The organism is Micromonospora sp. NPDC049114 (genome assembly GCF_040648635.1).
In the GTDB taxonomy this organism is placed as follows: Bacteria; Actinomycetota; Actinomycetes; order Mycobacteriales; family Micromonosporaceae; genus Micromonospora.
Map to the genome: position 1 here is coordinate 637931 of NZ_JBEZEA010000001.1, position 15283 is coordinate 653213.

Annotated in this window: 14 protein-coding genes; 5 read left to right on the plus strand and 9 right to left on the minus strand. The window is 73.0% G+C overall.

The annotated features are described in order from the left end of the window. Positions 1–59: 59 nt before the first annotated feature. Entirely contained in the window at positions 60–734 is a 675-nt protein-coding gene (locus tag AB0B39_RS02960) for a permease prefix domain 1-containing protein (protein WP_357573336.1), read from the plus strand. Positions 735–768: 34 nt separating this feature from the next. Here the strand turns inward: AB0B39_RS02960 and AB0B39_RS02965 are convergent, their stop codons facing one another. Beyond that, the gene (locus AB0B39_RS02965) at positions 769–1110 is read right to left on the minus strand and encodes a helix-turn-helix transcriptional regulator (RefSeq protein WP_007455469.1); all 342 of its coding nucleotides are present in this window, start codon (positions 1108–1110) and stop codon (positions 769–771) included. Positions 1111–1270: 160 nt separating this feature from the next. On the opposite strand from AB0B39_RS02965, the gene AB0B39_RS02970 reads away from it, so the two are divergent. Next, entirely contained in the window at positions 1271–2248 is a 978-nt protein-coding gene (locus tag AB0B39_RS02970; protein ID WP_357573337.1) for a DNA primase, read from the plus strand. Between the two features lie 39 nt (positions 2249–2287). Next, a complete protein-coding gene (locus AB0B39_RS02975; RefSeq protein ID WP_357494257.1) occupies positions 2288–4693 on the plus strand; it encodes a transposase in 2406 nt (801 codons plus the stop codon). Between the two features lie 270 nt (positions 4694–4963). Here the strand turns inward: AB0B39_RS02975 and AB0B39_RS02980 are convergent, their stop codons facing one another. The 4 genes from AB0B39_RS02980 to AB0B39_RS02995 all read right to left on the minus strand — a co-directional run bounded on the left by AB0B39_RS02980 (position 4964) and on the right by AB0B39_RS02995 (position 10089). Beyond that, positions 4964–5551: an ATP/GTP-binding protein gene (locus tag AB0B39_RS02980; protein WP_357573768.1), complete on the minus strand. Its 588-nt coding sequence runs from the start codon at positions 5549–5551 to the stop codon at positions 4964–4966. 1 nt (position 5552) lies between these two features. After that, positions 5553–5927 (minus strand): DUF742 domain-containing protein, encoded by a 375-nt coding sequence (locus AB0B39_RS02985; protein ID WP_234591600.1) that lies wholly within the window; start codon positions 5925–5927, stop codon positions 5553–5555. Positions 5928–6025: 98 nt separating this feature from the next. Continuing rightward, complete coding sequence (locus AB0B39_RS02990) at positions 6026–6430, minus strand: roadblock/LC7 domain-containing protein (RefSeq protein ID WP_007455462.1); 405 nt, start codon at positions 6428–6430, stop codon at positions 6026–6028. Then, positions 6427–10089, minus strand: a complete 3663-nt coding sequence (locus AB0B39_RS02995; RefSeq protein WP_357493534.1) for a nitrate- and nitrite sensing domain-containing protein — start codon at positions 10087–10089, stop codon at positions 6427–6429. The genes AB0B39_RS02990 and AB0B39_RS02995 overlap by 4 nt, the downstream gene beginning before the upstream one ends. A gap of 460 nt (positions 10090–10549) precedes the next feature. Between AB0B39_RS02995 and AB0B39_RS03000 the strand changes: the two genes are divergently transcribed. Continuing rightward, complete coding sequence (locus AB0B39_RS03000) at positions 10550–10885, plus strand: hypothetical protein (protein WP_357493532.1); 336 nt, start codon at positions 10550–10552, stop codon at positions 10883–10885. Between the two features lie 6 nt (positions 10886–10891). Here AB0B39_RS03000 and AB0B39_RS03005 read toward each other — a convergent pair whose 3' ends face one another. Beyond that, entirely contained in the window at positions 10892–11965 is a 1074-nt protein-coding gene (locus tag AB0B39_RS03005; RefSeq protein ID WP_234585768.1) for an adenosine deaminase, read from the minus strand. Between the two features lie 93 nt (positions 11966–12058). On the opposite strand from AB0B39_RS03005, the gene AB0B39_RS03010 reads away from it, so the two are divergent. Next, positions 12059–13060, plus strand: coding sequence for a putative RNA methyltransferase (locus tag AB0B39_RS03010; RefSeq protein ID WP_357573338.1), 1002 nt, complete (start codon positions 12059–12061; stop codon positions 13058–13060). A gap of 4 nt (positions 13061–13064) precedes the next feature. On the opposite strand, the gene AB0B39_RS03015 is transcribed toward AB0B39_RS03010, so the two are convergent. From AB0B39_RS03015 to AB0B39_RS03025, 3 genes are all read right to left on the minus strand, one after another. Next, on the minus strand, positions 13065–13745 hold the full coding sequence (locus tag AB0B39_RS03015; RefSeq protein WP_234585754.1) for a DUF4272 domain-containing protein: 681 nt from the start codon (positions 13743–13745) through the stop codon (positions 13065–13067). 80 nt (positions 13746–13825) lie between these two features. Next, on the minus strand, positions 13826–15109 hold the full coding sequence (locus tag AB0B39_RS03020) for a thymidine phosphorylase (protein WP_357573339.1): 1284 nt from the start codon (positions 15107–15109) through the stop codon (positions 13826–13828). Positions 15110–15199: 90 nt separating this feature from the next. Continuing rightward, positions 15200–15283, minus strand: an 84-nt coding sequence (locus tag AB0B39_RS03025; RefSeq protein ID WP_357573769.1) for a hypothetical protein, incomplete at its 5' end; no start/stop codon positions are given.

Genomic DNA, 15283 nt, shown 5'->3' on the forward strand with positions numbered 1-15283 from the left:
GGGACGGACCAGGGTTCTCCCCGACGTGGAGGCGCTCGCCTCCGTGGCAGGGTGGTGCCATGCGGCATGCTGACGACTTCCTGGTCGAGGAGCACCTGCGGGCGCTTGCGTCCCGGTTGCAGGGGCCGGCGCGGCTGAAGTCCGACCTGCTCACCGAGGCGCGGCACGACCTGCAGGACTCCGTCGACGCGTACCGCGAGAGCGGTGTGCCACCCACGGAGGCGCAGCTGCGGGCGGTGGCCGAGTTCGGCTCACCGGCGCAGCTGCTGCCCTCCTGGCAGGCGGAGCTGGCGGTGGCCGCCCTGCGCGGCCTGTCCCTGCGGATGCTGGCCGTGGCCGGGATTCTGGTGGCCGCCGGCGACCTGACGTGGCGCGGGTCGAGCTGGAGCGCGGGCCCGCCGCCGCCGGCGCTCTACCGGCTGCTCTCCGCCTCGGTCGACTGGATCTGGCTCGGCGCGCTGCTGCTGGCCGTGACCGGCCTGCTGGTGGTGCGGGCGAGCGCCCGGTCCGCACGACCGGGCCTGGCGGCGGCGCAGCGCGCGGTGGGCGCAGCCCTGATCGGCACGCTGGCCCTCGGCATCGTGGCCGGCGGGGCACTCTTCGCCTGGTCGATCGATCTGTGGGACGCGGCGCTGACGTGGCCACCGATGATCGTCGGCATGGTCGTGATGGGCGCGGCGCACTTCTCGCTGACCCGCGCCGCGCGCGGCTGGCTGCGGGCCGCCGCCCGCTGACGGCCGCCGACGCCCTGGCCCACCCCCGGGCGGCTCAGGCGGGGGTGACGGGCGGGCTGCCGGGATCGAGGAAACGGCCGACAGTCACGCGGAACTCCTGCCATCCGGCGCGCTCGCCCGCCAGCGCGCGGCGGCCGGAGTCGGTGAGCTGGTACGTCCGCCGCTCGCGACCGTTGACAGTGCTCCAGGTGCTCGCCACGTGACCCGCGCGTTCCAACCGGCGCAGCGCCGGATAGATCGTGCCGGTAGGCAGGTCGAGACTGCCGTCACTGCGCGCCCGCAGGGACTCGATGATGGCGTACCCGTGCAGCGCGCCCTGTTCGAGAACGGCGAGCAGAAGGGCGTCGAGGTGGCCGTGCAGCGCCTGGGCCTTCATGCGTAGCTACGCTACTTGTCGAACGTCCGGATCGCCACCGTCACGCACGCGCAGGCCCGACAGGTTTCTCGGCCGGCCGACGGGGTGCGGGCTCCGGGCTTCCCGAGCCGCCGACTAGGGTATGTGCCCAGAGTCACTCGCCGGTCGGAGACGCCGGCGGGTGGGCAACCCGAAGCACACGGAGGTCAGCGTGGCCCGCCAGTCGCCCCAACGGCCCGACGCCGACGAGCCCGAGCTCGACGACACCACCGGCCCGGCCGAGTCAGACGAGGCCGACGAGGCCGACGACACCCCCCGCGCGTCGGCCGACCGGTCGCTCTGGGACGAGCTGCGGATCGACCCGGTGGAGATCGCCCTGCCCGCCGGCACCGGTTTCACGCTGCGGGCGTACCGGCCGGCGGGGTCACTGACCCCTACCGACGTGACCGAGCGCGACCAGGACGACCCGTTCCTCGCCCGCCGTCAGGTGATCGAGGAGGAGGACGACGAGACCGTCGTCATCCTCGACGAGGAGCTGGCCGAGGAGTTCGCCGACAGTGACGAGGACGAGCCGTCCCGCCGTCGCCGCGACAGCGCCACGGACGCCGACGCGACCGCCGAGGACGACGAGACCGAAGCCGAGGCCGAGGACGTCGCCGACGAGGCGGACGACGAGGAGGTGCCGGTCTTCCTCAGCCACCGCGGCAAGCTGCTGCTGTTCAAGACCCCCGAATCGCTTGTCAGTTTCATCCGCTCCGGCGCACCCAACGATCTGTCCCAACTGGACAGCTGGAATGAATTGTCCGAACGGGTGGAGCCGGCCGACATCGCGCCGCTCGACGAGGACACCTACGAACTCGACCTCGTCGTGGAGAACCTGCGCGGCGGTCACGACAGCTGGGATTCGACCCTGCTGATCGAGGCCGGCGAGGTCGCCCGCGACCTGTCGTACGCGTTGCGCCTGCCTGCGGTACTGGACATGCTCTCCGCCGGCTCCAGCCTCGACGACCTGGACGAGGCGCTGCGGGCCACGGCCAACGGCGGGATCGGCGCCTTCATGGGCCGGCGACGGTTGAAGAAGATCGGGGCACAGACCGCGAGTTTGGGTTGGCGCACCATTGTCGGCAAGATCTCTGCGGTGGTGGACTGGCGCGACTGACCCGTACCGGGGAGCATCAGTTGCTGGCAGTAGGAAGACCTGTCCCGGGAGGAGGACGACGCCGTGGCGCTCGTGCGCGTGTACTGCGGTCTGGCCTCGGCGGATCCGGCTGACCGACCGGCCTCGGCCGGTTCGACGCTGACGTCCGCTGTGGTCGACGACGCAGGCCGTCTGCTGCATGTCTGCGAGATCGGCGACGACGCGGCTGGTTACGCCCAGCTCGTCGCCCTGCTCGTGGAGCGGTCGGGCGGGCCGAGCGGTGCGGCCATCGCCGCCGACAGCGACGACCACACGGTCACCTCGCTGTTGAGCGCGGCGGGTCGGCCCCTGGCGATCGCCGACGACGACTCGGTGGACGACTTCGCCGAGCGGTTCGCCGACGACGACTCCCTGGAGGAGATGCAGTCACCCCCGGCCGAGCGTCGGGCCGTCGGCCTGGCCCGCGCGTTGCAGGCCGGTGCGCTCTCCGCCGTCACGCTGCCCGCTCCCCGGGACCTCGCCGGCTACAAGCAGGTGCTCGCCGCGCACGCCGCCCTGGCCAGCGGCCGGCACTCCGCCGCCGTGGCGCTGCGCGAGGTGCTGCGGGAGCTCTACCCGGCGGCGCTGCGCGCCTATCCGGATCCGGCCGAGCCGGTGTCCCTGGCCGTGCTGGACGCGCTGCCCGAGCCGGGCATGCTCGGCGGCACCATTGCCCGTGGCCGTGAGGTGTCCGTCGCCGCGGACGCCATCGCCGCGCATCTCGCGGCGGACGGGGTCGCCGATGCCGAGGAGATCAACGAGGCGGTCACCGCGCTGCGGGTCGCCATCTCGGAGACACCCCGCCGCGCCGCCGTCAACCGGGCGCTCACCTCCGCCGTGGCCGAGACCGTCCGGCAGGCCGTCGCCTCCGTACGGGCCTGCGACGCCGGCTGCGAGGCCCTCGTCAGCGCGCTCAGCGCGCGGGTCAGCACGCCCGCCCCGGCCCCCGGCCGACGGGCCGCAGCCCGTCGTGGCGAGTCGGTCGGCGAGCTGACCGGCCTCGCCGGCATGCGCACGGTCCGGCCGACGCCGGCCGCCGCCGAGCCCACGCCGGTCACCGGCCGACGCAGCCGACCCGAGCCGGCGCCGGGCAGCGCCCCGCTGGCGTCGCCGCGTCCTCTCGGGCCGCCGCCGGTCGCCCCTGCTCCGGTCACCCCTCCGCCGGTCGCGCCCGCGCCGATCGCACCGGCAGCGGTCGCCGGCCCGCCGGTGTCGGCGCCTCCCGGGCGGGCCGAGCCCATGCCGAGCCGGATCGACGGTCCGACCAACCGGCCGGTCTCGTCGCCGCCGCCCCCGCCGCCGGGGATCACCCCCATCGCGCCGACCCAGCGGGGCACCGTGCCGCCCGCCGAGGCTGGCGAGCCGTTCCGGCCGACCCTCACCACCGCCGCGATCAACCACGCGCGGGCCGAGCGGCAGCGTACGGTCATTCCGCCCCGCCCGAAGACCAACGGCGAGCGGCAGAGCCACGTGCAGCGGCCGGTCGAGGAGCCGCCCACCGGCGGGTTCAGCGCCACCGACCTCAGCATCCCGGTGCCGGCTCCCCGGCCGGGTCAGGAGCCGACGGCGCCCCCGGGTTCCCGGGCGAACTGGCCCCTGGTCAACAACCCGGAGGACCCGGCCGACAGCTCGCCGAACAACCCGGTCGCCTACCCGTACGGCAGCAACCGCGTCGACGCCCCGACCGACCCGGGCCGGGCCGACGGTCGGGTCACGCCGCCCTGGCTGGCCGACGACCTGCCCCAGGAGCCGCCCATGCTGCGGCTGGTCGAGCCGCCGCCGCTGGCGGACCGGGCACTGCGGGAAGGGCTCAACCCGCCCGCCGGTGACCCCCGCCTGGAGACGCCGCCGCTGCGGCTCGTCGACCGGGAGCAGGCCGCCCGCAACAACCGTCAGGCGCCCCGCGTCGAGCGGGCCGCCGAGCACCGGCCGCCGCCCCCGGTCGAACACCGGCCTCCCCCGGTCGAGCACCGGCCGCCGCCGGTGGCCGACGAGGGCGACGGGGATCTGCTGATCTTCGCCCAGGCCAAGTCGGCGTGGTTCGTCGGGCACACCGAAGAAGAGTCCGACCTGGACTGGTCGACCACTGCCGACACCGGGTGGCAGGCCGCCGAGCAGGCAGCCCGTCCCGCGGTGGGCGCCGAGACCAACGCCGGGCTGCCGAAGCGCGTCCCGCAGGCAAATCTGGTCCCGGGTTCCCCGCTGCGCGAGGAGCGTCCACTGCGGATAGTGCGGGACGCGGCGAGCCTCGCGGAGAACACCACCGGCTACTTCCGCGGCTGGCGTCGCGGGCAGGAGATCGGCGGGTTCGCGGTGGGCGGCCGGCCAGGCCGCGAGGCGGCCGGTGGCTGGGACTTCAGCCGCGACCACGGGGACCGCGACGACGACCGGGAGTACGAGTACCGCTCCGCCGGCTACCAGTCCTGAGCGTCTCTCTCACGTACGCGTTCCTTCCGCCCCCAGTCCGACACCGGCTGGGGGCGGAAGTGCGTTCAGGGGCCAACCAGAGCGGCCCGGGGCTACACGGGCGGGGCGGCCCGAGGGATGGCCCACCAACGCAAGAGATCTTGGAAGGAAGCCGCCCCCAGACCGGGGCGACACCTTCCAAGATCTCTTTTGGGCGAGCCGTTCGCGCCCCGGGCAGCATTGAGCGCCCGGTGGCGGCCAGGGCCACCACCGGGCGCGGGAGCGTCCCGATCAGGCCGGGGCGACGGCGCGCGTACGGCGCATGGTGAGCACGTACTCGACAAGCGAGATCAGCACGTGCTTCGTCGACTCCCGGTTACGGGCGTCGCAGGCCACCACCGGCACGTCGCTCGAGATCGCCAAGGCGTCCCGGACGTCCTGCGGGTCGTGGTACTGCATCCCGTCGAAGCAGTTGATGGCCACCAGGTACGGCAGCCGCCGGTGCTCGAAGAAGTCGATCGCCGCGAAGCAGTCGGCCAGCCGGCGGGTGTCCACCAGCACGACCGCACCGATCGCGCCCCGCACCAGTTCGTCCCACATGAACCAGAATCGGGTCTGACCCGGCGTACCGAACAGGTACAGGATCAGGTCACGGTCGATCGAGATCCGGCCGAAGTCCATGGCCACCGTGGTCGTCGTCTTGCCCGGCACCTGCCGGGTATCGCCCACGCCAGCGGAGGTCATGATGGCCTCGGTGGTCAGCGGCGTGATCTCCGAGACCGAGCCGACCAGCGTCGTCTTACCGACGCCGAATCCACCGGCGATAACGATCTTCGCCGACGTCACGCGCCCACTCGGGTTCGGTGGGCGGTGCGACATGTCAGAGCCTGCGAAGTCCACTCAGCACCCTCTCCAGCAGTTCAGTGCCCACCGCGTCGTCGGAGTCGTCCAGGATGGTCGGCTCGTGGACCGCGACCAGGCCGTCCGTCGCCATGTCGGCGATGAGCACCCGGGCCACACCGAGCGGGAGCTGCATCCGCGCCGCGATCTCGGCGAGCGATTGCACGCGTCCGTCACACAGCGCGGCGATGTACTGGTGTTCGCGGCCACCACCGTTGCCATTGGCAGTGGTGCGGCCGCGCACCGTCGTCTCGACGAGCGCCTCCAGCGCGATGTCGAGCCGGGGACGGGTTCGACCACGGGTCACGGCGTATGGACGGACCAACGCTCCGGTCGGTTCGTCACGATCGGCCATGTCGCCGCTCACCTCCTTCGCACCCCGTACCGGCTCCCACCGGTGGAACTCGTCGTTCTTGTCGTTTCAGTTGCGCCGACCGCACGATCGGCGAGGCGTCAGCCCAGCATGCCCGCGGCCGCGCGCGGCTGCGGGGTCAGGGCGTCGCCCACCCGGTCGACCAGTAGTGCCATCTCGTAGCCGACCTGCCCGACGTCGGAGCTGCGGGCCGCCAGCACTGCGAAGGACGAACCATCCGAGATGGACATCAGGAACAGGAAGCCATTGTCCATCTCCACGACGGTCTGGAGCACCGCGCCTCCCTCGAAGCAGCGGGCCGCCCCCTGGGTCAGGCTGACCAGACCGGACGCGATCGCGGCGAGCTGGTCTGCCCGGTCCCGCGGCAGGTCCCGTGACGACGCGAGGAGCAGGCCGTCCGCCGAGACGGCGACCGCATGTGCGACACCGGGCACCCGGTCGGCGAAGTTGGCCAGCAGCCAACCAAGATCCTGCGTAGTTGTCATCCTTCTTGCTCCTTCTGCCCGCTCCCGGCCGCTGGGCCTGAGCCAGACTGCGAGGATTGCTGCCCTCCCGGAGTCGCCTCCGGGCTGGTCGGGTTGTCCGAGGTGCTACGCCCTCGCTGCACGCCCCGGTGGTAGGCGGAGAGCAGGCCACGGACCGCCTCCGGGGAACGTCGCTGGACCGAGGTGGCGGGCTTCTCCACCGCGCCCGGCACCAGCTGCGCCATCGGCTTGCGCTTCGGCAGACCGGTCGTGGTGGTCTCGTTCACCGGCACCGCGGTGGCCGCTGCCGAGGCGGCACGCCAGCCGTCGTCGGCGGCGGTCTGCCAGCCGTTGGTCTGCGATTGGGGCCGGCGGTTCGGCAGGCTCTCGGCGAGGCCGGGGCGAGCGCCCCCGTTCGCTGTCGACCCGTTGTCCCGCGGCGCTCCTCCGGCCGTCGGAGTGTCTGCCATCGGCGTGTTACCTGTCGTCCCGGGTGATGTCTTGTGGACTGCCCCACCGTTGGCCTCGACCGCCGCGAACTGCTGGGTCGCGTCACCGCCACCGCCGTTCGCCGCCGGCTTGTCGCCGGCCGCGGCCTCCTCCGCACCCGGACGGCGGGTACGGAACCAGGCGGACTCGAGCTCCCGGAAGATCGGCAGCTCCATGGTCTCGTCCGCGTACCGCTGGCGGTTCTGGGCCTGCGGCTGCTGCGGTGCCGGGCGGGTCTGCGCCGGCGGCGGCGACGCCTGGGCCTGCGGGGCCTGAGCCTGCGGGCCTCGGGCCTGCGGGGCCTGGGGCTGCGGGGCTCGGGTCGGCTGAGCCTGAGGCGCCGGAGCCGACTGCTGGGCCGCGGTGCTCGGCTGGTCGCCGGGGCGCGGCACCCGGGGCAGCTCCGTCGTCATGTCCAGGGCGGCGGCGAGCCGCTCGGGCACCGGCGGGGTCTGCGTGTCCCGCTCGCCACCGGGCACCGGCGGCCAGGCCGGCGGCGCCGGAGCGCTGGACGCCGGGGCGGGCGGGGCGGACCGGGGCGTGAAGCCGCTGAACGACTGGCCGGAGGCCGGCGGCGCCGAGTACGGCTGGCCGGACGCCGGGGAGGCCGAGACCGGCGACGCGGACACCGGCGGACCGGCGTACGGCTGGCCGGAGGCCGGAGCGGCGGACACCGGCGGGCTGCCGTACGGCGCACCCGAGTAGGGCTGACCGGAGTACGGCTGACCGGACGCCGGCGAGGCGGAGACCGGCGCACCGGGGTACGGCTGCGCGGAGACCGGCGGCGCGGAGTACGGGTGCGCCTCCGGGCTGCTGGGCAGCTGCCGGGGGATGGTCGGCTGCTGGCCGGTGGTGGTCGGCTCGTCGCCGGCCCGCCGCTGCGGCAGCGGGTCGATGGTCTGGCCGTTGGCCGTCCGGGGCGTGAAACCGTCGCCGCCGTTGACCCCGTTGCTCGCGCTCGCGCCGGTCAGGTCCGACCAGGCGGGCATCGAGCGGTACGCACCGGTGTTGGCGGGCGTGCCGGCGCCGTTGCGCGATGCCGGGTCGAACGGCCGACCGCCCAGGGTGACCTGGTTGCCGGACTCGCCGGGGCGCGGGCCGTTGCCCAGCGCGGGCAGCGCGCCGAGGACCGGCGCGGGCCCGTTGTGCTGCGGGCCGGCCGCGGGCAGGGCCGGCGGCTGCTGCACCCGGCCGGAGAGCGCGCGGGGCACCAGCACCGAGGTGGGCAGGGTCACGTCGGCGACCGTGCCGCGGTCGGCGCCCGGGCGCAGCTCGACGCGAACGCCGTGCCGCGACGCCAGGCGGGCGACCACGACCAGGCCCATCATCCGGGAGACGGCCACGTCCACCTGCGGCGGCGTCGCGAGCTTGTCGTTGAGCTCGTGCAGCTGCTCGCGGCTGATGCCGATGCCGCGGTCCTCCACGTACAGCGAGGCGCGGTCACCGACCCGACGGGCCTCGACCATGACCTGCGAGTCCGGAGGGGAGAACGCGGTGGCGTTGTCGAACAGCTCGGCGACGAGGTGCACCAGGTCGTTGACCGCGTGCGCGGCGACCTCGATGTCGCGGTCGATGACCCCGAACTCGATCCGGGTGTAGTGCTCGACCTCGGACTGCGCGGCGCGCAGCACGTCGATGAGCGCGGCCGGCTCGCGCTGCACGCGCGTGGAGTCGGCGCCCGCGAGGACGAGCAGGTTCTCGTCGTTGCGGCGCATCCGGGTGGCCAGGTGGTCGAGCTGGAACAGCTCGGCCAGCCGGTCCGGGTCCTCCTCGCCGCGCTCCAGCCGGTCGAGGTGCCCGATGAGGCGGTCGACCAGGATCTGCGAACGGCGGGCCAGGTTGACGAACATCGTCGCGACGGAGGCGCGCAGTGCCGCCTGTTCGGCGGCCGTCCGGACGGCTTCCAGGTGGACGGCGTTGAACGCCTCGGTCACCTGGCCGAACTCGTCCTTGCTGCGGACGGGCAGCGGCTCGGCGATCTGGTTGGCCAGCTGCACCGGGGAGAGCTGCCCGACGACCTGCGGGTCGCGGAGTCGGGCCACCGCCTGCGGCAGCCCGTACTGGGCGACGGAGAGGGCGCCCTGGCGCAGCTCACGCAGCGAGCGGGCCATCGACCGGGCGACCAGGTACGCGAAGAGGATGGCCAGCAGCAGCATGCTGAGCAGCAGGCCGGTCTCCAGGAACACCTGGCGTTGGACGTCCGACCGGAGGTTGTCGGCCTCGGCGACCACGTCACCGTCGAGCTTCGTCTCGACGGCGCGGATCAGCTTGGCGTTGGCCGTCATGGCCGATTCCCACTGGTCGGTGCCGAACGGGGCGTTGCTCATGTCGCCTGTGGTGTTGCCGTCGATCCAGCCGGTGTAGTTCTGCGCCTCGCGCCGGTCGCCGCCGGCGACGGTCTGGTCGTGGAACTTCGCCTCGTCGGGGCTGGCTACCGCCTTGAAGCTCTGCAGCGCCTGCTGCTGGCCGGTGCCGCTGGCGATGTAGTCGGTGCGCAGCGCCGGGGTCAGTCGGCGCCCACCCTGCACGCCGAGCGCGCGGTGCACGACGACCCGTCGGAGCGAGAGGAACTCCTTCTCCCGGGCGACCGCTGCCGCGGCCCGCATCCGGTCGCTGAGCTCGTTGTTGCCGGCGAGCTGGGTGGCCGAGTCCCGGATGGCGAGCAGGTCGTTGATCAGACCCTCGTACGCCTGGACGGCCTCGGCGAGCTTCAGCTTGCCGTTGAACACCTGACTGCGGACGCCCGGCAGCTCCTGCAGGTTCTGGTCGATGCCGCCGAGCAGGCCCTCAAGGCTGCTCGGCAGGTCCTCCACGTCGCCCCGCTGCTGCCGGTAGGGGCTCGTCGCCTGGTCGACCCGGGTGTTCGCCCGGTTGTAGGCCTCCTGGTACTGCGCCTTCGGCTGCGTCCCGGTGGCCTGCAACAGCAGCACGGCGGAGGTCCGCTCGTCCTGGAGTTTGTCGACCAGGTCACCCGAATAGCTCGACAGGTTGGCCAGGTCGCCGGCTCGGTTGGCATTGTTGAGCGTCTCCAGGTGGTCGACGAGACCACTGGTACCCACCACGACCGTGGCGATGGTCGGCACGATCATGATGAGACCGAGCTTGGACCAGATCGGCATGTCCCGGAGCCGGCTGGCCGGCCGGCGCAGCCGCGACAGGAAGGAGCCCGCCGTCTTTGGCCGTTTGCTCACGTCACCGCCCTCGCGATTACAGCTTGAACGCGTTGCCCCGGGCAACGCCCAGCGACCGACCCGGCGGGTCGGACCCCCGAGATTCCATCACGCCGGTCGGCAAGAAGAAAGCCCAGGTTGTCCCCGGCCGAAGGTGTGATGAGATGTTGATGCGATTTGATAGCAGTCCGTCTGGCCGGAGTAACTGAAGGTAATGGAACATCCCCACCGCGTTGTCCTGCTCGCCGGCCCCTCAGGCTCCGGAAAGTCGTACATAGCGCAGCAAACCGGCCTGCCGGTGCTGTGTTTGGACGACTTCTACAAAGACGGCGATGACCCTACGTTGCCGCGACGAAACGGCCAGGTCGATTGGGAATCGCCGCAGTCCTGGGACGCGTTGACCGCCGTCGAAACGATTGCTCGACTTGCCCGCGAGGGCCGTGCCGATGTGCCGGTTTATGCGATCGGCGCGGATCGACGGGTGGCCACCCGGCCATTTGATGTCGACGGATCGCCACTTTTCGTCGCCGAAGGGATTTTCGCCGCCGAGATCGTCGAGGAGTGCCGCCGCCGTGGGCTGCTCGCCGGGGCGTACGCGCTGCGCCGTCCGCGCGGGGCGACCTTCCTGCGCCGGCTGGCCCGCGACCTGTCCGAGCAGCGCAAGGCGCCCCGGGTGCTGGTCCGGCGCGGCGTGGCCCTGCTGCGGGCGGAGCCCGCCGTGCTGCGCCGGCAGATGGGGCTGGGCGCCGAGGCGGCCCGGGCCCGGGAGGTGCTGCGCCGGGTGGCCGGCCTGCTCGCCGGCCACCCGCACGGCTGACGAGGATCAGGGCAGCAGCTTGGCGTACGCCGGCTTGATCACCTCGTCGATGATCCGCAGTCGCTCGTCGAACGGGATGAAGGCGCTCTTCATCGCGTTGATGGTGAACCACTGCAGCTCGCGCCAGCCGTAGCCGAACGTCTCCACCAGCAGCGACATCTCCCGCGACATGGAGGTGCCGCTCATCAGCCGGTTGTCGGTGTTGACGGTGGCCCGGAACCGCAGGTCGCGCAGGAGCCCGATCGGGTGGTCGGCGATCGAGGCCACCGCGCCGGTCTGCACGTTCGACGAGGGGCAGAGCTCCAGCGGGATCCGCTTGTCCCGCACGTACGCGGCCAGCCGGCCCAGAGCGCCGTCGGCGGCGATGTCGTCCACGATCCGTACGCCGTGACCGAGCCGGTCCGCGCCGCACCACTGGATCGCCTGCCAGATCGACGGCAGACCGAACGCCTCACCGGCGTGGATGGTGAAGTGGAAGTTCTCTCGTTGCAGGTATTCGAAGGCGTCCAGGTGTCGGGTGGGCGGGAAGCCCGCCTCGGCGCCGGCGATGTCGAAGCCGACCACCCCGGCGTCGCGGTGCCGCACCGCCAGCTCGGCGATCTCCTGGGAGCGCGCCGCGTGCCGCATGGCGGTGAGCAGGGTGCCCACCCGGATGGTCAGGCCCGCCTCGACGGCCTGCGCGGTGCCCTCGGCGAACCCGGCCAGCACGGCCTCGACCACCTCGTCCAGGCTCAGGTCCTGTTCCAGGTGCTGCTCGGGGGCGAAGCGCACCTCGGCGTAGACGACCCCGTCGGCGGCCAGGTCCAGCGCGCACTCCCGCGCCACCCGGCGCAGCGCCGGCCCGGTCTGCATGACCGCCACGGTGTGCGCGAACGTCTCCAGGTAACGCTCCAGCGACCCGGAGTCGGCGGCGTCGACGAACCAGCGTCCGAGCGCCTCCGGGTCGGTGGTGGGCAGCTCGTGTCCCACCTCCGCGGCCAGCTCGACGATCGTCGCCGGCCGCAGCCCGCCGTCGAGGTGGTCGTGCAGCAGCGCCTTCGGGACCTTGACGATGTCCTCGTACCGGATAGTTGCGACCATGCTCAGACCCTAGTCAGCGGGCGTGGGCGGCCGGAGCGGGGCGGCTCGTTAGGCTGCCCGGTATGCGCGCACCACACGATTTGGCGGCCTGACGTGGATCCGCGCATCCTCGACCGGCTGAGCTGCCCGGTCTGCGGCCAATCCCTGGTCGAGACGACCGTCGGCACCGCTCGGGCGCTGCGCTGTGGACGCCGGCACACCTTCGACATCGCGCGGCAGGGCTACGTGAACCTGCTCACCGGCCGGGCGCCGCACGTCGGCGACAGCGCCGAGATGATTGCCGCGCGAGCGGAGTTCCAGGCCGCCGGTCACTACGACGTGATCTCGGCCGCGCTCGCCGCCGCGGCGACGGAGGCGGTCGCGCGACTCGGCGCGACGCCCCCCGCACCCCCTCCGTCCGCCCTTTGCTCTGCTTCCACCGACGCAACACTTACCGCAGCGCACTGTCGCACGGGGGGAAGCAGAGCAAAGGACGCAACCGCAGGGGTACGGACCGGACAGCCGGCGACTGGCTCTGAGGCGTACCCCCTGGTGGTGGATGTCGGCGCGGGCACCGGCCGATACCTCGGCGCGGTGCTGGCGGCGCTGCCGGACGCCGTGGGTCTGGCCCTGGACGTCTCCAAGCCGGCGCTGCGCCGCGCCGCCCGGGCACACCCCCGCGCCGCCGCGGCGCTCGCCGACACCTGGCAGCGGCTGCCCCTCGCGGACGGCTCGACGGCCGTGCTGCTGAACGTGTTCGCCCCGCGCAACGGCGCGGAGTTCCACCGGGTGCTCGACCCGGCCGGCACGCTGCTCGTGGTGACGCCCGCCGCCGACCATCTCACCGAACTGGTGGACGCCCTCGACCTGCTGCGGGTGGACCCGGACAAGGCCGACCGGGTCGCCGCCAGCCTGGGCGGGCACTTCACGCCGGTCAGCTCGACCGTGCACCGCGCGGAGCTGGCGCTGACCCGGCCGGAGGTCGCCACGCTGGTCGGGATGGGCCCGAGCGCCTGGCACACCAACCCGACCTCGCTCGCCGAGCGGCTGGCCGCGCTGCCGGAGCCGGTCCGGGTGCGCGTGGCGGTCCGGCTGGACGCCTACCGACGCCGCTGAGGGCTCAGGTGGAGAGGTCGACCTCTTCCCAGCCCGGCGGCTCGTCGTGGTACGGCCCGCGCAGGATCACCGCCCACTCCAGCGCCCAGCGTCGCTGCCCGATCGCGTTGGCGTCGACCAGCCCCGGCGCCCGCCGGCCGTCGCGCTCGGTCTCCAGGTAGGCCCAGTCAAGGCAGTAGTGCAGGTCGAGCAGGGCCGCCGCGTCGGCCGGGTGCTGCGGCGCGGCGAGGATCCGGGACTGCCAGCGGCCGAAGGTCTCCCCCTCGGCGATGTGCGGCAGCCGCTCGACCAACCGCTCGTCCACCGCCAGGGTGGGGTCGAGCTGCTTGCTCAACCCCAGCACCCAGGCCAGCGCGAAGAGCGCGTCGTGGTGCAGCACGAACGACCGGTGGTCGCCCTTGCCGCCCATCACGAACTGCCACTCCGGCGGGGTGACCATCTCGACCAGGTGCGAGCCGAGCAGCCAGCTCATCGCCGCCTGCGGGGGCATCCCGAAGCAGCGCGCCAGGATGAGGTGCAGCACGGCGATCCGCGCCTCTATCTCCGCCCTGGGTCGCAGCTCGATCGCATCACCCGGCTCCCACACGAGCGGGAACTGGGCCGGCGGCAGCGGCAGGCCGAGCCGGGACAGCTCGTCCAGACTCGCCTCGCGCACCTCGCGCGGGTCGGGGGCAGGTACGGTCACGGGGCAACTTCCTGTCTGCACGCCACGCCTTTGGCCTGCGACAATAGCGCTCCCAGGTGACGGGCACCACGCCGCCCCGGTCAGCCGATCCGTTCGATGACCAGGGGCGTCGCTCGTGGCGCGCTAGGTGCAATGTGCACCGCGCGACTTGCCTCCGCCAGGGCCGCCGGGATTCGCGACGGATCCTCGGCCCGCAGCTCGTAGAGAGCGTCCCCGGCCCGCACCACATCGCCCGGCCGCTTGTGCAACACCACACCGGCCGGCACGCTCACCGGGTCCTCCTTGCGGGCCCGGCCCGCGCCGAGCCGCCAGGCCGCAACCCCCATGGCGTACGCGTCGACGGCCGCGACGTGCCCGTCCTGCTCGGCACGGACCACCTCGACCTCCGGCGCGGTCGGCATCGGCGCGTCCGGGTCGCCGCCCTGCGCGCGGATCATCGCCCGCCAGGAGTCCATCGCCCGCCCGTCGCGCAGCGCCGCAGCGGGGTCGGCGTCCGGCAGGCCGGCGGCGTCGAGCATCTCCCGGGCCAGGGCCAGCGTCAGCTCCACCACGTCGGCCGGCCCGCCCCCGGCCAGCACCTCCACCGACTCGGTCACCTCCACCGCGTTGCCGATGGCCAGGCCGAGAGGGGTGGACATGTCGGTGAGCAGGGCGACCGTCCGCACGCCGTGCGCACCACCCAGCTCGACCATCGTGCGGGCCAGCTCACGGGCCTGGTCGACGGACTTCATGAAGGCGCCCGAGCCGACCTTGACGTCCAGGACCAGCGCACCGGTGCCCTCGGCGATCTTCTTGCTCATGATCGAGCTGGCGATCAGCGGGATCGCCTCCACGGTGCCGGTGACGTCGCGCAGCGCGTACAGCTTGCGGTCGGCGGGCGCGAGCCCGGCGCCGGCCGCGCAGATCACCGCGCCGACCTCTCCGAGCTGGGCGATGAACTCGTCGTTACTCAGCGAGGCCCGCCAGCCCGGGATGGACTCCAGCTTGTCCAGCGTGCCGCCGGTGTGCCCGAGGCCGCGCCCGCTGAGCTGCGGAACGGCGGCGCCGCACGCGGCCACCAGCGGGGTGAGCGGCAGGGTGATCTTGTCACCGACACCGCCGGTGGAGTGCTTGTCGACGGTCGGGCGACGGACCGCCGAGAGGTCGAGCCGCTCACCGCTGGCGATCATCGCGGCGGTCCACCTGGCGATCTCCGGCCCGGTCATGCCGTTGAGCAGGATCGCCATGGCCAGCGCCGACATCTGCTCGTCGGCGACAGCTCCCCGGGTGTACGCGTCCAGCACCCAGTCGATCTGCGCGTCCGACAGCACACCCCCGTCCCGCTTGACCCGAATGACGTCAACAGCAGCAAAACCACTACGCATCAGAATGATCTTTCCTCGTCTGTTGCAGATCCCGCCCACGACGGCCCGTGACCACGTCGGGGCGGGGGCCGACCGTGCCCGGCGCAGGGATCAAGACTCGACGCCCGGGGTGTGACCGTGCTCCGGGTGACCCGGGGTCTGCGAGCCCCACTGCCGCAGCGACTTGAGGTCGGC